Genomic DNA, 19,184 nt, shown 5'->3' on the forward strand with positions numbered 1-19,184 from the left:
GCACATCCTGGAGACGACCAACGGCCCGGCGTCTTCGCGGGCGTGTTCAGCCGTTTGGGATCGTTTCGGCGGATTGCTGGCTGACGGCCGCGAGGATGTCGTGCTGTTCCTGCTCCAGGATGCCGGCCAAGTCACGCTTGCTGGGGTCGAGTTGTCCGACGCGCGGCGCAATCTGCTGAAGCATTGCGATGACGGCGAGAGTCAGTCGGGCCGCGTCCTCCGGCCGGTCGTCTGCCAGCAGCAGTTCGATCTCACCGGCGAGGCTGGCGAGTGTCCCGTCGTCGGTGGCCGGTGTGAGGTGGCCGGCGAGCCCGGGCGGATAGGGAGTCTGGGTCCGGAACTCGCGCAGCGCGGTCACGATCGCGGGCTGGTCGCTGAGGTGCTCGAGGAGCCCCTGGAGTGCGTTCAGCCGCGCGACCAGCCGGGGCAGGCCAGGATGCCGGTCCAGCCATGCCAACAGGGCGCGTTGACCCCCCCAGGTGAGCGATGATCCGCGGCAACGTGGCCTCGAGCGGGTAGGGCAGGTTCCAGTGGAACGACAGGAGACGCGCCAGCCGCTCGGCAAGGGTCGCTTCCTTCCGTGGATCGAGATCGCCGGTTGCGAACTTGTCGACCAGCGAGCTGTCCAGTTCGAAGGCGGTCATCGGATATCCCCTCCTCCCGGCCCGGCCTCCACCACGGCGCCCGTAGATCAACGGGACGAGTCGGGAATCCGGCATCGAGCGGCTGTACCGGCCGTCTCGCCCGGGCCGTGTCCACGGCGGTGACCATTTCGGCTGGGACACCCGCGCCGGCTGCCTCATGCCCACTGCCGCCCTTGTCATCCACCCGATTGACACAAATCTCAACTGATCGCAAAAATGCTGCTGCCGCACTCGCCAGCAAGCCGAGGTCTGCGCCGGCACGAGGAAGATGGGTAGAATGCAACGGCCATTCCCGGTATGCCGTGATGCCCGCACCGTCGCCTGGCTGTGGTTTCCTGCGGGCGGAGCTGGGTAGAAGGACTTTGGGCCCATTGTCCGTCAGCGGGCAGGGCCAAGGTCCCGCCGGCTCGTCTTGATGAGGAAAACTGATTCGAGGGGATGGCGGGACCGCCTTGCTTCGCGGCCTCCGTATCTGCCCGGGTGCTGCGTGCCCGGGCGGTGGCCGTCCCGGAGAGGCCGCGCCGGTCGTTCACCGTCCCGGCGGTTGCGGAACAGCCCCGGAGTGGTGGCCAGTATTTCCCGCTGCGGCTGATTTACCCGCCGACGACCGGGTAGACGGCGGTGGAAGTATTTTGCCGACAACGGCTGATTGCGTCGTCGAATCGAATGATGTCGAAATGATGCTGACGAGTGGAGAAATCTCATGGCATTTCCGGTGCGAAGCAGCCAACGTCCGGCCCCGGTGATCAGGTGGGATCCGTTCCGGGAGATCGAGGACGCCTGGACCCGGATGGGAAGCCTGCTCGGCGACGTCGTCGGTGGTGCGGAAGGCCGACCGGTGGGACTGTTGGCCGCCGTCGTCGTCCCGGTCGACATCGAGGAGACCGACGACGCCTACATCGTCGAACTCGAGCTCCCCGGGGTACGCCGCCGCGATGTCTCGATCGACCTGCAGGATAACGAGCTTCGGGTCACCGGTGAGATCAAGGAGCGGGAACGGAAGGGTGTGCTACGCCGTCAGACCCGGCGGGTGGGCAGGTTCGAACATCGCATCGTGCTGCCGGGTGAGGTGGACCCGGAGTCGGTCAGCGCGACGCTGGACGACGGGGTGCTGACGATCCGGCTCGCCAAGTCCAGGAAGAGTCAGCCCAGGCACATCGAGGTCACCGGCGGCAGTGACGGCGGCAGCTGACCCGGCGGCGGGGCCGCTGTCCGCGTGTCCGCTATCGCCAGCGGGGCCGTGCCCGCCCGGCCGCGGCGCCGTGGTGAATCCTGAATCCTCCATAAAACTACACTGGGCAACCGGGTGCGGGTAGTTACGGCACTTATAACTTCACAATCCCTACCAAGATGATAGATTATCAAAATTCCCTCTGGACTCGCAACGAAGTGGTCGTTAATATTGCATCCGTTGTCTTCCGAGGAGGGGTATGATCAACATCATTGGTGCGGGCTTCGGGCGTACCGGAACGCTTTCGCTCAAGTTGGCCCTCGAACAGCTCGGTTACGGCCCTTGTCATCACATGGACGAGGTCCTCGCGCACCGGGAGACTATCGCTGCATGGACGAGTGCCGCCGAAGGTGCTCCTGCGGACTGGGACTCGCTGTATGGCCAGTACAGATCGACAGTCGATTGGCCGGGTGCCCGGTTCTGGCGGGAGCTCGCCGCCCACTACCCGTCGGCTCGAATGATTCTTACGGTTCGCGACCCGGAAAAATGGTATGACAGTGCGCGGAACACATTATTCCAAGCGATATCGAACCGACCGGCGAGAATGAGCGCGGAAGCCATGCGCGTGATCACCATGATGAATCTGGTGGTGTGGGACGGTGTCTTCAAGGGGCGTTTCGCGGACAAGGACTACGCCCTACAGGTCTTCGCGGAGCACAATGCCGCGGTGCAACGCGAGATCTCAGCCGACCGTCTGTTGGTATTCGACATCGCCCAGGGGTGGGGTCCCCTGTGCGACTTCCTCGGTGTGCCGGTTCCGGGGGAACAGTTCCCCCGGCTGAACAATCGAGAAGCCTACGCGGCGAAACACCATGAACGTGTCGCCGCGGCCATGAGCGCGAGCGCTGTCCACCCGTGAACCCCGCCCAGCCCAGTAGCTGAGGCGGGGATTCCCGGCCCGGGACCCGTAGCACCCTCCCTTCGGAGCTGATCCGGGTTCCGGCCGGGCAACGCATCCCACGCCGTCGACGCGGATCGGTGCCCGCGAGAGCCCCGAACGGATCTGGTCATCTTCGGTGACCAGATCCGTTCGGGGTCGGGCTCCGGTCCGCCGCGGGGGAGCGGCGGGCGCGTAGCACCCGGGTGAGGACGTCCGGTCGCAGCAGTGCCGATGGCGGTTCGACCAGATTGATGATCCGCATGAACACCCGGGCCACCACCGGGTCGGTGTGCGCGGCGGCGTGCACGTGGGGCAGGTAGGCGTTGACCAGCCTGATCCGCGGGGTGCGCCGTCCCTGCACCTGTGGGTATCCTAGATCATTTCCGGTGGCCAGGGACCAGGCCAGGTCGGCGGGAACGGCCGCAGCGGTGAAGAACCGCCGGGGCAGATCGGTGTCGGTGCGGGCGGAGGTGTCGGTGCGGGCGGAGGTGTCGGTGCGGGCGGCGGGTGGGCCGAGCGCGTCCGGCGTATCCCGCAGGGCGTCCCGCAGCGCCAGCGCCTGCTGGGCCGCGACCGTCATCCCTTGGGCGTACAGCGGGTTGAGGGTGCACACCGCGTCCCCGAGGGCGACGAAGCCGGCGCTGGGCTCGCGCAGGCGTGCGTACGGGCGTCGCACCGATCCGCGGAAGCGGTAGGGGGTCGGGTCCCCGAGCGGCTCGGCGTCGGCGATGAGCCGGGCGATGTCGGGAGCGGGCAGGGTCGCCGCGAAGCGGGCGAACCCGTCCGGGTCGGTGGGCGGATGCTCGCCGAGCATGCCGGCCAGGGTGACGATCCACCGATCGTCCTCCTGCGCGACGGCGCCACCGCCGCGTAGCCCGGGAATCGTCGAGATGATAACCGCGCGTTGGCCGTCGAGGTCGCTCGCGCGTCGCCGGTAGACGCGGGAGGCGTAGCCGAGGTCGACGTCGACCTGCTCCCGCACGGGCACGGGCAGCCCGTGCGCGGCGAGCCAGTCCGCTGCCCGGGAGCCGCGGCCGGTCGCATCGACGACCAGATCCGCCTCGATGACCTCGCCGCCGTCGAGGTGCGCATCCGCAGGGCGTACCCCGTCGGGCCGGGTGCTGCTGTCGGGCCGGGTGCTGGAGCCGTTGACTCGGGCGTCGTCTGGCCGCGGGCCGCCATCGAGGCGTTCGACCCGGACCCCGATGATCCGGCCGGGTTCGCCCGGGCCGCCCGGGCCGGGCCGCGCCACCAGCCCAACGGCGCGCACCCGCTGCAGCAGGCGGACCTGGGAACGAGCGAGTACGGCCTCCCGCAGCACGCCCTCCAGCAGCGGCCGGCTCGCCAGCAGGGAGGTGAGCCCGGTGTCGGTGGGGTACAACCGCCGCCCGCGGACGTACCACCGGGTCTCGACGAGCATGTGGGCGCGGGGCGCACCGTGGCCGGTCACGGTGTCGGTGAACCCGGGGAACAGCTCCTCCAGGCACAACCGGCCTCGTTCGGTGAGGGCGTGCAGGTGGGATCCCTGCGCCACGCCGCGGCGAGTACCCTCGGTGGTGAGGTCATCTCGTTCGATGATCGTCACCCGGTCGAAGAACTCGGCCGTCACCCGGGCCGCGAGGAGTCCGGCCATCCCGGCGCCGAGGACGACGGCGTGCCCGCGGCTACCGCGGGGCGACAGGGAGTCCTTCAAGGCCGCGGAAGCTGACGTCCGGCTTGCCCTGGTGGCTGTCACTGAGCGGTTCCAGGCAGCTCCAGCTTCTTGACCCGCGTCAGCAGCGTGCGCAGCAGGTGTCACATGAACTCCCTCTTACCCGGTCTCTCGCGCGGTTTTCGCGCGGTTCATGGAGCAGGTGCATGGAGCAGGTTCATGGAGCCAGAGCAGCCATGGGTATTGTCGGCCCGCCGGATCGACTCGTGGGTTAATCTTCCCGGAATCCTGGGCGAGAACATCATAAAAATCCAGGGACTTTGTCGTGGGTACGATAGTCTGTTCCCATCGATCGATGGGATGATGCAATGACCGGCCGCCGATATTGTCAAACTAATTGTGGTGAAATAGAAACGAGTCTGCACAGGTCGACGGGACCGGGCCAGGGGAGATTCCAGTATGGCGACCTCCGACACCATCGAGAACGCGCACAGCTTCGACGTATTCCAGCACTATGAGCGGCTGCAGTGGAAGCTGGTCGACCTGCCGTTGGACGAGATCCGCAGGGATCTCGTCCAGCCCGAGTACATCGCGCTGGTCAAGGGCGCGGTCATGGGCGAGGCCACCTCCATCGCAGCGGTGCACGGCTTTCTCAACGAGTTCATCGACGATTACGACTGCTCTGCCTTCGTGAACATCTGGGGCTACCAGGAGCTCCAGCACCACTACGCCTTCCGGGCGTGGCTGCAGGCGGTGGACGCCCAGATCGACCAGCGCCGGATCGAGGCGTTGCGCGAGCCCTACGTGCCGGGTACCACGCCCAGCGCCACTCTGATCACCAACGTCATCTCGGAGATGACGGTGAACACGGTCTACCGGACGATGTCGGAATGGGTGCGCGAGCCGGTGCTGGCGGACCTCATGCTGCGCGCCAGCCGGGACGAAGCCGGTCATGCCCGGGAGTTCATGTACTTCGCGAAGCGCCGGCTGGAGCGGAATCCGCACGAGCTTGTATCCGTGTTGGAGACGTTCCACTTCTACATGTCGAACAACCGGATCAAGCATCCGGTGGGGGAATTCAAGCACCGCCTGCTCGAAGACCTTCAGGGCCACGAGACCATTGACACCGCGTTCGAGGTGTTCTTGCAGGTTTCCGATCCGGATACGCTGGAACAGCTCCAGATGAAGATCCGCAAGGCGCTCGGCAGTGTTCTCGGCCGGGAGTTCAACCGGAACTCCGACATCCGGCAGGCGCTGGTGGAGGCGATGCCCTGACCGCTTCGGCGGCCGAGTTGTGGGGACCTGAGCACGGTCCAGGGATCGCAGACCGTGCTCAGGTCCCCCAAATTCACCGGCCGCCGCTTCGTAGGACGGGCCACTGCTGCCGTGCTGGTCCTGGCAGGGTCCTACGGGGTGTCCAGGGTCGTCGACCGGCAGGCGTCGACGAAGCGGACCAGTTCGTCGACCTTGTCGGTGCGGACGTCGACCGCCCGGTTGACCACCCGGATGAGGTGCGGGTAAGCGTCGGTGTGATCGTAGCGGGCAGTCTCGGCGATCCGCAGGGCCCAGCGCCAGTAACCCCGAATCGTGTCGGCTAGTGGCATCCGGAAGCGCGCGATAACCTCCCGGATCGGCTCGACGACGGCGTCGCCATGGCGGCGCAGGTACCGTTCCACGATGTCGGCCATGAAGGTGAAGTGCCGGGCCTCGTCCTTGGCGAGCCGGTTCAGCAGATCGGCCAACACCGGATCGCCGACGACCGCCCGCAGCTGCTGGTAGTACAGCTGGGTCGCCTTCTCTTGGACCAGGGCGTAGGCGAACAGCGAGACCGCGTGGTCGTGCGGCAGTTCGAAGTGCTTGCGCCCCTCGGTCGCCAGTTCCCGCCGCAGCTCGTCGGGATCGGCGATGCCGGCGGCGACCTGGTAGCGGAACAGCGCCCGGGCGTGGCTGTCCTCCTCCCGCGCCCAACGCACGGTGAAGTGGTAGAGCTCCCGGTTGTGCACGAAGGTCTCGACGTCGACGTCGGGGTTCAGCGGGAAGGCCCGCTCGTACACGCCGAAGTAGCCGGGCAGGTGGTCCTCGATCAACGTGATGAACCGGACCGCGGAGCGCTGTCCCTCGGTGAGCCGATCGGCGTCGGCGTTCTCCCAGGCGAACGTCGATTCGACGTTGAAGTGGCGGGTGGTGGAGCCCGCCTGGTGGAAGGCGATGACGGCCGCCTCGACCTCGGCGGGAGGAAGCAGCGGCGCCAGAGCCGGGCGTGCGGGGGCTCGCGGCGGTTCGACGCCGCGGGCTTGGCCGAACGCCGGCCGGAGAATGTCGGATGCCGTCATGATGTGGATCCCGTTCCTCGCTCGGCGGCGGTCAGCGTGCCTTGCGGCACACCAGCGCGTAGTGCTTGGTGGTGTAGCCCCAGCCGGCGTTCGCGACCTCCAGATAGCGGCGCAGCGTCGCGGCCGTTCCCGGGCGGATCGCGTCGATCCGCTCCGCGGCCGCGTCGACGTTCACCAGCCAGTCGTCGATGGTGCGCCGGTAGTCGTCGGTGAGATCGTCTAGGCTTGCCAGGGAGAAACCGGCGTCCTCGGCACCGGTGACGAGGTCGGACAGCGGCCGCATGTCCCCCCAGCCGAAGATCGATGCGCGGACGAACTCGGTCCCTTCCCGATGGTCGAACGCCCCCCGGGTGGCCGCGTTGCGAAAGCAGCTTTCCGACACGTACAGCCGTCCGTCGCGGCGCAGTAGCGCCCGGGCCCGCCGGAACACGACATCGAGGTCGGGCATGTGCACGATCGAGCCGAGCATTGTCACTGCGTCGAAACTCCCCGAGGGCAACTCGACCGTCTCGAAGTGGCCCTGGACCGTGGTGACGCGGTCGCTCACGCCGAGTTCGGCGGCTCGCTGCGCGATGTAGGCGTGCTGTCGCCCCGCGGGGGAGACCCCGACGACCTCGGCTTCGTACTCGACCGCCATGAACAGCGTCAGCGAACCCCAGCCGCATCCGACGTCGAGGACGCGACCACCGCGGCGCAGGCCGAGCCGATCGGCGACGAAGTGGAGCTTGGCGATCTGCGCCTGCTCGAGGGTGTCGTGCTCCGTGCGGTAGAGACCCGAGCTGTATTTGCGCAGGGGATCGAGGAACAGGCCGAAGACCTCGGGCGGCAGGTCGTAGTGCTGATTGGTGTCGCTCGTCGTGGGTTCGGTGCCCGTCGTGGGTTCGGTGCCCGTCGTGGGTTCGGTGGCCGTCGTGGGCCCGGCGGCGAGGCCCACCGCCGCCTCCGGTGCGGTGGTGACGGGCGAGTTCATGCGGCCTGCACCTGCAGCGCCGCCTGGACGACGTCGGCGACTTCGGCGACGGTGACCGCCGAGAAGACGTCCTCGTCCTCGAGCTCGACGTCGTACTCGCGTTCTACCCGGGCGATCATCCGGAGCACCTTCACCGAGTCCGCGCCCTCCACGGAGCGCAGATCGGCGTCCGCAGCCAGGTCCTCAACCGGGATGCCGAGCTCACGAGCGACGATGGCGGTGACGGTGGTGACGATTTCCGCATACGACACTGACATTCAGTGCTCCTCTGAGGTGGGGAGGCCGGCGGCGTTGGACCCGGTGGCCGGTGGTCTGGTGAGCGTCGCCGCCAGTGCCTGCGCGACACGGTCGGCCTCGGTCGGATTCAGCATCATCCGGTCCCGGGCGGTGTCCATCGGGGTCGGGCGGTAGGTTGCGCTTGCGGTCGCGAGCAGCGTCCCGGCATCGTCGAGGATCTCGGCCTCGGCGTGCACCAGCCCGTTTGCTCTGCCGCCGTTTACGCCGCCGTTTACGCCGCTGTTCGCTCCGCCGACTGTGCCGCCGACCGGTGCCGCGTCCCCGCGGCCCGGGGTACCATCCGGGACGCCGTGCAGCCGGGCGACGCAGCGGTACTCGGCGCCGACGCTCAGCGGGGCGAGGTAGCGCACCCGCAGCGCGGTGGTGAACGCGGTGAGCCCGACCTGCAGCACGATCAGATTGCCCATCGTCTCATCGACGATCACTCCGATGAGGCCACCGTGCACGACGCCGGGATAGGACTCGTGCCGGCGTTCGAGTCGGAAACGGGTCGAGATGCCGTCGGCGTGGGCGGAGAAGCGTAGTTGCAGCCCGTGCGGATTGTGCGGTGAGCAGCCGAAACACCGATAGTCCGCGAGCACGGACCACGGCACGCTCAGGTAGTCCTCCGGATCGTCGGCTTCCCGCGGGCCGTCAGGGCTCGGCGTCATCAGGTGGCTGTGCATCGGGCTCCCTGGTCGATGGGCGCGGAACGCGCTGGGCGTGCGGAATCGGAGGCGGGGCTTGCGGGTCAGAGCACGCCGCGCCCGACCAGGTCGCGTACCGCCAGCCGTTGGAATTTGCCGCTGGAGGTACGGGGCAGCGCGCCGGGCTCGACCAGACGCACCGTCACCGTGGACAGCCCCAGCGCCGCAGTTGCCGCCATCCGCAGGTCGGTCGCGAGTCGGGCTCGGTCCGCGGGCTCGGTCAGCGCGGTCTCGCCGACCACCGTGACACCGCCGGCAGCCTTCGCTCCGGTGGCGTCCGGGGGGCTGTCGGCGGCGTCTGGCTGGTCGGGGGAGCCGAAGGCGACGACGCGACGTCGGTGCACGCCCGGAAGGTCACGCACCGCCGCTTCGGCGTCCTCGGGGTAGTAGTTCACGCCGCGTATAATGATCATTTCCTTGTCTCGGCCGGTCACGAACAGATCGTCGCCGCGCTGGAAGCCGAGGTCGCCGGTGCGCAGCCAGCCGTCCGCGGTGAAGCCCCCGGTCGTCAGGCCCCCCGCGGTGAGGTAGCCCGAGGTGACCGAACCACCCCGGATCTGGATCTCGCCCACCCGCAGGCTCGGCGCCAGACCGTCGCCGAGCGGATCGGCCAGGACGTCACCGTGCAGGTCGGCGATGCGAATCCGGATGTCGCGGACCGGCCGGCCGACGGCGACCAGCCCCTTGGCGCGCGGATGCTCGCGCGGGACCTCCGTCACGATTCCCTCGGCGGCGAGTCGGTCCCGGTCGACCCAGGTGACCACGGGGGCGCGGCCCAGCGGCGGGAAGGCCACGGCCAGGGTGGCCTCGGCCATCCCGTACACGGGGAACATCGCCGTGGGGGCGAACCCGGCCGGCGCGAAGTGGTCGAGGAAGCGCTCAACGCCGACCGCGGAGACCGGCTCGGCTCCGTTCAGCGCGATGCGCCACCGGCGCATGTCCAGCCCGGGTACCTCGTCCGGGTCGATCGCCCGGACGAGGTCGTCGTAGGCGAAGTTTGGCGCCGGCGAGATCGTGGCGCCGCTGGCGAGAAACGAGCGCAGCCAGCCGGCGGGGTCACGGACGAAGTCCGCCGGGGACCAGACGGTCATCGGGATGCCGGTCATGATCGCGCTGAGGGTCGCGAACAGCCCCATGTCGTGGAACAGCGGCAACCAGATTCCGCCGTGATCGCCCTCACCGAGCCGGATGCCGTCGATGATCGCGCGGATGCCGCACAGCACGGCGCGGTGGCTGAGTACCACGCCCTTCGGGGCCGCGGTGCTGCCGGAGGTGAACTGCACGATTGCGATGTCGTCCGCACCCACCGCACCCACCGCACCCACCGCACCCACCGGATGCCCGGGACCCGGAGGTGGCTGGCGCGTGGGCGTGGCGGGACCGGCGTCGCGGGCCAGGTCCGCCGCGGGGAGGAACCGGAGTCCGCCGAGCCGGTCGGCCGTCCGGCGCAGGATGGCGGACACCCGGCCTCCGGTGACCACCCGGTGGATGCCCGCGGCCGCCGTGGTGCGCGAGACCCGGTCGGCATAGCCGTTGAGGTCGTGCGCGGTGGTCGGCAGTGGCAGCGGACAGGCCGCCGCGCCCGCCCGACTGATCGCGAAGAGCGCGAGCAGAAACTCGGCCGAGTTCGCGGCCAGCACCCCGACCCGCTCGCCGGCCTGGACCCCGTCCGTCGTCAGCGCGGCCGCGATCGTCCGGGAGGTGGCCGCGAGGTCCCGCAGCGAGATCACCTCGCGGGTCGACGGGAACGTGACGGGTGTGTCGGGATGCCGGGCGGCCGCAACGTCCAGTGCGTCGTGCAACGTCTCGACGTCGTGCAACGTCTCGGCGTCGAGCGGCTCATGGTGCCCGCGAGCGTCGGTCGTGCCGGTCGGTTCACTCGTGCCGGTCGGGTCCGTCGCGTGGCTGCCGTGGGTCGTGTGGGCCGGCCCGCCGGTCGTCGCCGACCGTGGAAAGACCGGCCGCGGATGGACCGTCGGAGACGTGGGCGAGATGGCGGAGGTGGGCGAGGTGGCCTCGCTCCGGATGGCAGGCATGATCCGCGCTCCTGTCTTCCGCGTCCAGGTGTCTTCCGCGCCCGTGCGACGGATGGGGCCCGGCCGGCACCGAGGCGACGGCGGCCGAACAGCAGCCGATGGGGCTGCCCGTCAGGTGTACTGATGTCTGTCCGTCGGGTGTACTGATGATCGGATGTGCTGATGAATGCCGCGGGCAGCAGGAAAAGGCTCGTGGGTATGGTGGTCGTTCGTCAACAAAAATTCAGGTAATCTATTGATCCATCAGGGCCGACAATACATCACCGAATCGTCCCGGCGGTCGAAAAATTCATCCGATGGTTTCCTGGGAGTTTACCTGGGTGTCGTCCTGGTGGTATCAAATGTACCGATCACCTCGCCGGGTCGACGGCCCGGCGCGCGACCGCGACCGAATCAAGTTTCCTGGTGTCCGGCCGGAATCTGGAGGCGAGGGTCCGGAAACGAGACTCGGGAACGGAACCGAGGGTCCCAACCCGCCACCGTCCCGCCGTCCTACTCATCCCATCCGTCGCCTCCATTCCCTCATTTCTCCCGCCGCGATCGGGCTCCGGGCAGGTGGCCTGAACGCACAGGTCCCGGGGCGCTTCCAGGTGGAGACCCACCGTGAACCAAGCTCCGTGGCACCACTCGCGCTGGCATTCGTCGGACCGACGATGAGGAGCACGCCATGGCAGTCACAACCGATTCCGTATCCGCCGGGGCGGACGCCGGTACCGGCGTCGCGGCCGACCACGGGAACCCGCTCCCGGACCAGGCGCCTGATCTGCTGGCCGCGTTGTTCGATCCCGCGAACAGGCCGAATCCCTATCCGCTCTATGCGCGCCTGCGGGCAGCCGGCCGGCTGCACGAGACGCCGTTCGGACTGCAGGTCGCCACCCGGCACGACGACTGCGTAGCGGTACTGTCCAACCAGAGTTGGGGGCACGATCAGGAGGCCCACCAACTGCATCCCACCTTGCCCGCCGAGGAGTTCCCGGCGACGTTCCTGTGGATGGAGCCGCCGGACCACACCCGGCTGCGCGGCCTGGTGAGCAAGGCGTTCACCCCGCGTCGGGTCGCCGATCTGCGGCCGCGTATCACCGCCCTCGTCGACGACCTGCTCGACACCGCGCTGCGGGCCGGAGAGTTCGACCTCATCGAGACGATCGCGTACCCGCTGCCACTCACGATCATCTGTGAGATCCTCGGGGTGCCGGCGGCCGACCACGGCATCATCCAGATCTGGTCGCAGGCGCTGGCCAGGGCGTTCGACCCGGACGTCCTGATGTCTCCGGAGGCGTTGGCGGAACGTAACGACGCCATCCCTGAGTTCCTCGCCTACTTCCGTGCGCTGGTCGCGCGCAGCCGCCGCAGCGGTGGCGACGATCTGCTCAGCGCGCTGGCCGCCGTCGAGGAGCAGGGTGATCGGCTGACCGAGGACGAACTGCTCGGCACCTGCGTGACCCTGCTGATCGCCGGCCACGAGACGACGGTCAACCTGGTCGGTAACGGGGCGCTGGCGTTGCTGCGTAACCCCGATCAGACGGCGTTGCTGCGCGACGAACCGGATCTCATCCGGCCCGCCGTCGACGAGCTGCTACGCTATGACTCCCCGATCCACCTCAACACCCGGGCAGCGACCCGGGAAATGACGGTGGGTGGCCGGACCTTTTCTCCGGGCGAGGGTGTGGTGGCGTTGATCGCTTGCGCCAACCGCGATCCGGAGGCGTTCGACGACCCGGACCGTCTCGATGTGCGCCGCTACGTGGCGGGCTCCGGCGCGTCCCGGCACCTGTCGTTCAGCCTTGGCCACCACTACTGCCTCGGCGCGCCGTTGGCGTTGCTCGAGATGGAGATCTTCCTGGCGGGGTTCCTCCACCGGGTCCGGTCCGCCGAGCTTCTCGTCGATTCGCCGCCCTACAAATCCAACCTGCTCATCCGAGGACTGGCGGAGCTCCCCGTCCGCTTCCGGGGATAGTGCCGCAAAGTCGCGGATCGAGCCGCTTCTGATATTCTGCTCGAAGTCAAGTGCCAGGTCGGAGGCGTGGTGGATGCCACGTCGGGCGAATCCTACACCGTACCTTCCGTATCTCCACACGCTGTATTCACCCGTAGTTTTTCGGGATCGCTAGCGTGTCCGCGGGAGGTACCATGGAGAGCAAGATCGATTTCCGATACCTCGTCTCTTTCCTGGCGATCGCAGAAGAACTCCACTTCGGCCGGGCCGCGGCCAGGCTCCATCTGGCCCAGCCCTCTCTCAGTCAGCAACTCCAGCGTCTCGAACGTGACATCGGTGTCGAACTGGTCAACCGGACCTCCCGGGAGGTCCGGTTGACTCCGGCGGGCCGGGCCTTCGAGAAGGAGGCACGACGTCTGCTGGAACAGGCACGACAGGCGGTCCGGGCGGCCAGGGAGGCCGCTTCCGGCCGGACCGGTCGGATCTCCATAGGGTTCAACTTCCCCGCCGGGGAACGGGTCCTCCAACCCACCCTGCTGCGGCTCAACGCTGACTACCCGAACGTCTCGACCACTCTCTGGGAGGCTCGCAGCGGCCCCCAGCTGTCCGCCCTCACCGCGGGAAAACTCGACGTCGCGCTCGTGTTCGCTGGGCCTCTCGCGGCCCAGTTGCGGTCCCATCGGGTCTTCACCGTGCCGCTGGTGGCGCTCGTCGGGCGGAACCACCCGTGGGCGGACCGCCGCCAGGTCTCGTTCCGGGAGCTGGCGGGCCAGGGATGCGTGCTGTTCCGCCGGGAACAGAGCCCGGCGATGCACGACGCCATCCTCGCCGCCGCCGACCGCTGTGGCATCCGCCTGAGTGTGGCCGAGGAGGTCGACGACTCCGGCGCCACCGGCATCGTCGTCACGACCAGGCCGGTGGTGGCCTTCGCGTCGGCGGATCGCGGCGCGCACGTGCCCACGAAGGGCCCCGTCGCGGTGCGGCTCGTCGATCCGGTACCGACTGTCGGCGCGTACGCGGTCTGGCGTCCGGATCCGCAGCCCGTCGTCACGGCCTTCCTCAACAGCCTCGACGCCGCCGGGCCGTTCCTGGGCCCGCCGTCCCTGGATCCGTCCAGGTCAGACGAGCCGGCGACCGGCCCGGCACCAAGGCCGCGGAGCACGCCCGCGGCCCTGACCTCGGTGACCGCCGGTGCGTGCTCGCTGATCCGGCAGGCCTGAAGACCGGCATGTTTGAAGATCGGTACTCCTGAACAATGGATCGATCCAAGAAAACCATCGTGGCCAGCTCCACAGCGACGTCCGTACCCATTCACATGGGCTGGAAAGACGGTTAGCATGAAGAAGCGGCCGGGCTTGTCCCGTTCCACTCGCGGTGCCATTCGGAGCGATGGGGCGATGTCGGAACGTCTTTGTCATCTTCTTTTCTGCCGCATTTAATAGGGGATTTTTCGTCGACCATCCGGGCTGATCTATGCGTGTCCGGGAACGGGGATCAACTGTGAACATTCTGCGGGTGCCCGGAGGTACTGAGCTGCCCGCCGACCGAGGGTTGGCCGCCGCCGTCCTTACTGAGGTCGCCACGGCCGCCGACCGGCCGGTCCTGGCCCACCAGGTGGACGGAGGCTGGCGCGATGTGACCGCGGGCCGGTTCTGCTCAGACGTCGTGGCCGTCGCCAGGGGCTTGGTGGCGCACGACGTCGGGGTTGGCGACCGGGTTGCGATCATGGGTCGGACCGGTTACGGCTGGGCCGTTGCTGACTTCGCGATCTGGAGCATCGGCGCGGTCACCGTCCCCGTCTACCCGACCTCCTCGGCCCACCAGGTCGACCACATCATCAGTGACTCCAAGGCCTCGTGGTGCTTCGTCGAGACACCCGACCACGAGCGTCTGGTCCTGTCCGCGGGTCTTCCCGCGACGCACGTCTGGTCCCTGGACGAGGCTGTGTCGGCACTCGGCACCGCCGGTCAGTCCGTCGCGGAGTCCGAGGTGCTCCGGCGCCGGGACGCGGTCCGGGCCGACGACCTCGCGACGATCGTCTACACCAGCGGGACGACCGGCGTGCCGAAGGGCTGCCTGCTGACCCACGCGAACGTCTTCTCTGCCGCCGTCAACTCGGTGGAACGGCTGGACTCGGTGATGCGTCCGGCCACCGGCTCGGCCAGTACCATTCTCTTCCTCCCACTCTCGCACGTGTTCGGGCGCGTGACCATGATCGGGTGTCTGTGGGCCGGAGTGCGGACGGCCCTGCTGCCGGACCCCGGGGGCCTCGTCGCGGCGCTGCACACCTTCCGCCCCACTTTCCTGATCACTGTTCCGTCGGCGCTGGAGAAGATGCGCAAGGGCGCGCGGGCGGCGGCGGCGGGCGGACTCTCGGGGCGCCTGTTCGCCGCGGCCGAACGGACCGCCTGCGCGCTGGGTCGGGCCCGGCGTGGGCAGGGCGGCCTGGGGCTCGTCACGCGGCTTCAGGCCCCGCTGTTCGACCGGCTGGTGTACCGCCGGTTGCGCGCGGCGTTCGGCGGGCGACTGCGGCACGTCGTGTGCGGGGGAGCGACGCTCGACCCCTCCACGGCCGAGTTCCTCACCGGGGTCGGGGTGTACGTCCTCGGCGCGTACGGGCTGACCGAGGCGTCGACGGCCGTCAGCATCAGCGCTCCCGGGCTCGACCGGCCGGGCAGCACGGGCCGTCCGCTGCCGGCGACCACCGTCGCGATCAGCGACGAGGGCGAGGTCCTGGTGGCCGGGCCGCAGGTCTCGTCGGGCTACTGGCCGGATCGGACGGGCGTGCACGAGCCGTGGTTGCGCACCGGTGACCTCGGTCGGCTCGACGACGAAGGGTATCTCCACATCACCGGTCGGATCAAAGAGATCATTATCACCACCGGGGGGAAGAACGTCTCGCCGGCACCGCTGGAGGACCGCATCCGGCTGCATCCGCTGGTCAGCAACGCCATAGTGATCGGGGAGAACCGGCCGTTCGTGACGGCCCTCGTGACCCTCGACCGGGCCGCCGTACAGGCCTGGGTCCGGCGGGGCGGTCACGAGCTGGACGAGGCCGCCGCCCACACCGACCCTCGGCTGGCCGCCGAGGTCAGCGCCGCGGTCGACGCGGCGAACGCGCAGGTCTCGCGGGCCGAGTCGGTGCGGAAGTTCCGCATCCTGAGCCACGACTTCACCATCCAGGGCGGCCAGCTCACCCCGTCGTTGAAGCTTCGCCGTGCCGTGATCGAGGAGGAGAACGCCAAGGAGATCGAGGAGCTGTACGCGTCCTGACCGCCCGGCACTGGCCCGGCACTGGCCCGGCAGTGGCCCGGCACTGACGTCCGCCCGCCTGGATCTCGGCGCATCGAAACGGAGCCGCACGTGGATTCCGCCGCACCGCCCCTGGGAGCACCGGATCGGCCCGTACAGTCCGACCCGGGCATGGAACCGCCCGACCACACCTGGCTGCGCGGCCTGGTGAGCAAGGCGTTCACTCCGCGCACGATCGAGGGGATGCGGCCGCGGGCCGAGCAGGTCGTCGACGACCTGCTGAGCCGCCTCATCCACCGGGGCCTGAGGTCGCTGCCGCTGAGCCTTACTCCCGGAGGCGTCGCGTGAGCATCGAGACGACCGACCCGACGGCGGACAGGCGGACGACAGCCAGGCAGGGGGTGGACCGGCAGGGGGTGGACCGGCAGGCGGCGCGGCAGGTGGTGGTCACCGGTCTCGGGGCCACGACACCGCTCGGCGGCGATGTCGCGTCGACGTGGAGTGGCGTGCTGGCCGGCCGGTCCGGGATCCGCCGGCTCGATGAGCCGTGGGCGCAGTCGCTGCCGGTCCGCATCGCGGCGCCGGTGGCCGTCGAGCCGCCGCTCGGCCGGGTGGAGGCACGCACGCTCGACCGGGGGCAGCGGCTCGCCCTCGTCGCCGCCCGGGAAGCCTGGGCCGACGCGGGCACCCCCACGCCGGAGTCGGAACGTTTCGCCGTCGTCGTCGGCTCCGGGGTCGGCGGCCTCACCACCCTGCTTGACCAGTACGACGTGTTCCGGGAGCGCGGGGCGCGCCGGGTGTCCCCGCACCTGGTGCCGATGCTCATGCCGAACGGACCGGCCGCGGCGGTGGGTCTCGCGCTCGGTGCCCGCGCCGGGGTGCACGCTCCGGTGAGCGCCTGCGCGTCCGGTGCGGAGGCCATCGCCACCGCGGTCGACCTGATCCAGGCCGGTCGGGCGGATGTCGTCGTCGCCGGTGGAACGGAGGCTGCCGTCCATCCGCTCCCGCTCGCGGGATTCGCGCAGATGCAGGCGCTGTCCCGCCGGGAGGACCCGCCGGAGTCGGCGTCCCGGCCGTTCGACAAGGTCCGGGACGGATTCGTGCTCGGCGAGGGTGCCGGGATGTTCGTCCTGGAGGCCGCCGAGCACGCCCGCGCTCGCGGCGCCCGGGTCTACACGACCGTGGCCGGCGCGGGGGTCAGCGCCGACGCCTATCACGTCGCCGCCCCCGACCCGACGGGAGCCGGGGCGGCGCGGGCCGTGCGCCGGGCGTTGCAGGCCGCCGGTCTTGACCCGGCGGACGTGGTGCACGTGAACGCGCATGCCTCAGGGACACCGGCTGGGGATCTCGCCGAGAGCCGCGCGCTGCGTGGCGCGCTGGGCGCGGCGCTCGACGGTGTCGCGGTGACGTCGACGAAGTCGATGACCGGACATCTGCTGGGCGCGGCCGGCGCGGTGGAGGCGGTGCTCTGCGTGCTGACGTTGCGGGAGCGGACGGTCCCGGCGACCCGCAACCTCGAGGCGATCGACGACGAGATCACGCTGGACGTGGTGACGATGGACAACCGGCCGATCCGGACCGGCGCGGCGCTGTCGACGTCGTTCGGCTTCGGCGGCCACGATGTCTGCCTCGCCTTCACCCCCTGGCCCTGACATCCCCTGGCCCTGACATCCCCTGGCCCTGACCGTCGGTCGCCTCGCCGTGGTCGGTACGTCTGGCCCGAGCGGACACCGGGCGGCCATGGCGGGACCATCGGGTGCGCACGATGCTCAGAAAGTCGCCATGCACATGTTGCCAAAGATCCGACTAGCCGTAACCATTGGCCCGTGATGTCCTACGAACAGGTACTGCAGGTGTCCGATCCGCTCGAGCGAGCCGCGTTGGCAGATGATCTGATGTGGGCTGATCATCCGCGCAGGCTGGATCTGCGCACAGCACGTGGGGTAGCCATTCGAGAGGCGTTGGAGGCGGGGCGGTCGGCCGACGACGTCGCTCGCCGACTTGTCGTCACCGTGGCCGATCTGACCTGGATGGCCGCGCCTGCGGCATCCGCCGTAGCTTGATCCGTCGAGGGCCGGTCGGACAACGGCGTCCGCCGACCCGAACCCCACTGCCGGTCGTCCACCCTCGGAACCGTGCTGTCGCCCGTGGCCTTTCAGGGCCGCAGTCGGAACGGTGGGTAGTCGTCCGTGGTCAGAATGATCGCGTAGCAGACCACCCGGTTCGTCCAGCGCAGCACGCCGACGACGAAGTCGAACAGTCCCCGCGGGAGGCGTCCGGTGAGGAGCACGGCGAACCAGCCGACGATCATCGCCGCCACCGTCGCGATATACAGGAAGAACAGCGCGATGTAGTGCGGGACCGCCAGCAGCCACTTGACCAGGGGTAGCCAGCGGTTCAGCCGCGCGGCGTCCGGATAGGGAATCGTCAGGTGGACGGCCTGTTCGTCCTCCGTCGAGGGATATTCGTCCCGCAGCAGAGTGAGATAGGCCACGACCCGGTTCGTGAAACTCAGTAGGGCGACATTCCAGTCGAACCACCACCGCGGGTACCTCTGCCGGAAAAGAATCAGCAGCAGGGGAGCGAAGAACAGCAGCCCGCCGCCGAACACCGCGCTGTTTCTGTCGTATCCTGTACCGCCGACTGCCGCGAGGACGATCGCGATCGGGATGACCATGAGAATTCGAAAGAACACGGTGAGTCGATCGCGCTCCCCTGCCGGGTAGTCGACCTCGAAGGACACCGGATAGCCGGGGTGTCGCGGCTCTACGCTGAATGTCTCCTGGTCGGTCATGGCTGCTCCCTGGTAAATCGGTAACCTCGTCCTGCTGGCTCATTGTCGGTCGGCGGTGCCGGGTGCGAGAGAGCCATGGGTCCCCCTTTTTCGGTCGGATCGGACCGAGGCGGCCACGGCGAACCATCCGGCTGATGGTGTTCTTTGCCGCCACCCTGCCATCAGCAAGATTGGTGCGGAATATGTCCTTTTGTGTAGTCCTGTCGTTTTTATCGAGAAGAGGGCATCGAGAAAGGGACGCTGTCAGCAGAGTGACGACGGCCATGATCTGTCAGGTCGCCCGCGAGGATTGTCCTCAACGCCGGGCGGTAGTCCTCGACACCGAACGGGTAGGGAGAGCGACGGGCCGGCCGCGAGCGGCGGCGCTCCAGTGATGCCGCGGAGTGCGGGCCGCGCCGGAGCAGGTGCGGGCGCCGGTCGACGAGGAGACGAGGACAGGAACCCCGGTGGTGTGAACGCCCGACGTCACGGCCG

At 68.9% G+C, this 19,184-nt stretch carries 16 protein-coding genes; 8 read left to right on the top strand and 8 right to left on the bottom strand.

The genetic code is table 11. The features are described 5' to 3' along the window. Window positions 1-46: 46 nt before the first annotated feature. Window positions 47-457 (bottom strand): hypothetical protein, encoded by a 411-nt coding sequence (locus tag AC08OV_RS07945; protein WP_476614436.1) that lies wholly within the window; start codon window positions 455-457, stop codon window positions 47-49. Window positions 458-1,386: 929 nt separating this feature from the next. Here AC08OV_RS07945 and AC08OV_RS07950 point away from each other — a divergent pair. Together AC08OV_RS07950 and AC08OV_RS07955 are read left to right on the top strand one after the other, a co-directional pair. Beyond that, window positions 1,387-1,836, top strand: coding sequence for an Hsp20/alpha crystallin family protein (locus tag AC08OV_RS07950; protein WP_476619493.1), 450 nt, complete (start codon window positions 1,387-1,389; stop codon window positions 1,834-1,836). Window positions 1,837-2,074: 238 nt separating this feature from the next. Next, the gene (locus AC08OV_RS07955) at window positions 2,075-2,734 is read left to right on the top strand and encodes a sulfotransferase family protein (protein WP_476614434.1); all 660 of its coding nucleotides are present in this window, start codon (window positions 2,075-2,077) and stop codon (window positions 2,732-2,734) included. Window positions 2,735-2,882: 148 nt separating this feature from the next. Here AC08OV_RS07955 and AC08OV_RS07960 read toward each other — a convergent pair whose 3' ends face one another. Further along, entirely contained in the window at window positions 2,883-4,448 is a 1,566-nt protein-coding gene (locus AC08OV_RS07960) for an FAD-dependent oxidoreductase (RefSeq protein WP_476619494.1), read from the bottom strand. Window positions 4,449-4,865: 417 nt separating this feature from the next. On the opposite strand from AC08OV_RS07960, the gene AC08OV_RS07965 reads away from it, so the two are divergent. Next, on the top strand, window positions 4,866-5,681 hold the full coding sequence (locus AC08OV_RS07965) for a ferritin-like domain-containing protein (protein WP_476615290.1): 816 nt from the start codon (window positions 4,866-4,868) through the stop codon (window positions 5,679-5,681). A 131-nt stretch (window positions 5,682-5,812) separates the two neighbouring features. Here AC08OV_RS07965 and AC08OV_RS07970 read toward each other — a convergent pair whose 3' ends face one another. From AC08OV_RS07970 to AC08OV_RS07990, 5 genes are all read right to left on the bottom strand, one after another. Continuing rightward, window positions 5,813-6,739: an acyl-ACP desaturase gene (locus AC08OV_RS07970; RefSeq protein ID WP_476615289.1), complete on the bottom strand. Its 927-nt coding sequence runs from the start codon at window positions 6,737-6,739 to the stop codon at window positions 5,813-5,815. A gap of 31 nt (window positions 6,740-6,770) precedes the next feature. Next, a complete protein-coding gene (locus tag AC08OV_RS07975) occupies window positions 6,771-7,709 on the bottom strand; it encodes an SAM-dependent methyltransferase (protein WP_476615288.1) in 939 nt (312 codons plus the stop codon). Further along, window positions 7,706-7,966, bottom strand: coding sequence for an acyl carrier protein (locus AC08OV_RS07980; RefSeq protein WP_462189085.1), 261 nt, complete (start codon window positions 7,964-7,966; stop codon window positions 7,706-7,708). The genes AC08OV_RS07975 and AC08OV_RS07980 overlap by 4 nt, the downstream gene beginning before the upstream one ends. Further along, window positions 7,967-8,671 (bottom strand): PaaI family thioesterase, encoded by a 705-nt coding sequence (locus tag AC08OV_RS07985; protein ID WP_476615287.1) that lies wholly within the window; start codon window positions 8,669-8,671, stop codon window positions 7,967-7,969. 65 nt (window positions 8,672-8,736) lie between these two features. Further along, on the bottom strand, window positions 8,737-10,728 hold the full coding sequence (locus AC08OV_RS07990; protein WP_476619495.1) for an AMP-binding protein: 1,992 nt from the start codon (window positions 10,726-10,728) through the stop codon (window positions 8,737-8,739). Between the two features lie 667 nt (window positions 10,729-11,395). Between AC08OV_RS07990 and AC08OV_RS07995 the strand changes: the two genes are divergently transcribed. The 5 genes from AC08OV_RS07995 (at window position 11,396) to fabF (ending at window position 17,568) form a co-directional block, all read left to right on the top strand. Beyond that, a complete protein-coding gene (locus AC08OV_RS07995) occupies window positions 11,396-12,685 on the top strand; it encodes a cytochrome P450 (RefSeq protein ID WP_476613678.1) in 1,290 nt (429 codons plus the stop codon). A gap of 173 nt (window positions 12,686-12,858) precedes the next feature. Beyond that, window positions 12,859-13,884: a LysR family transcriptional regulator gene (locus AC08OV_RS08000; protein ID WP_476613677.1), complete on the top strand. Its 1,026-nt coding sequence runs from the start codon at window positions 12,859-12,861 to the stop codon at window positions 13,882-13,884. A gap of 280 nt (window positions 13,885-14,164) precedes the next feature. Next, window positions 14,165-15,937 (top strand): AMP-dependent synthetase/ligase, encoded by a 1,773-nt coding sequence (locus AC08OV_RS08005; protein WP_476613676.1) that lies wholly within the window; start codon window positions 14,165-14,167, stop codon window positions 15,935-15,937. Between the two features lie 150 nt (window positions 15,938-16,087). Next, window positions 16,088-16,264, top strand: a complete 177-nt coding sequence (locus AC08OV_RS08010; protein ID WP_476613675.1) for a hypothetical protein — start codon at window positions 16,088-16,090, stop codon at window positions 16,262-16,264. A gap of 53 nt (window positions 16,265-16,317) precedes the next feature. Next, the gene (fabF, locus tag AC08OV_RS08015; RefSeq protein ID WP_476619501.1) at window positions 16,318-17,568 is read left to right on the top strand and encodes a beta-ketoacyl-ACP synthase II; all 1,251 of its coding nucleotides are present in this window, start codon (window positions 16,318-16,320) and stop codon (window positions 17,566-17,568) included. Window positions 17,569-18,071: 503 nt separating this feature from the next. Here fabF and AC08OV_RS08020 read toward each other — a convergent pair. Next, window positions 18,072-18,710, bottom strand: coding sequence for a DUF4389 domain-containing protein (locus tag AC08OV_RS08020; RefSeq protein WP_476613673.1), 639 nt, complete (start codon window positions 18,708-18,710; stop codon window positions 18,072-18,074). Window positions 18,711-19,184: the final 474 nt, after the last annotated feature.

The sequence above is a fragment of the Frankia sp. CeTa3Moorea genome (genome assembly GCF_978021225.1).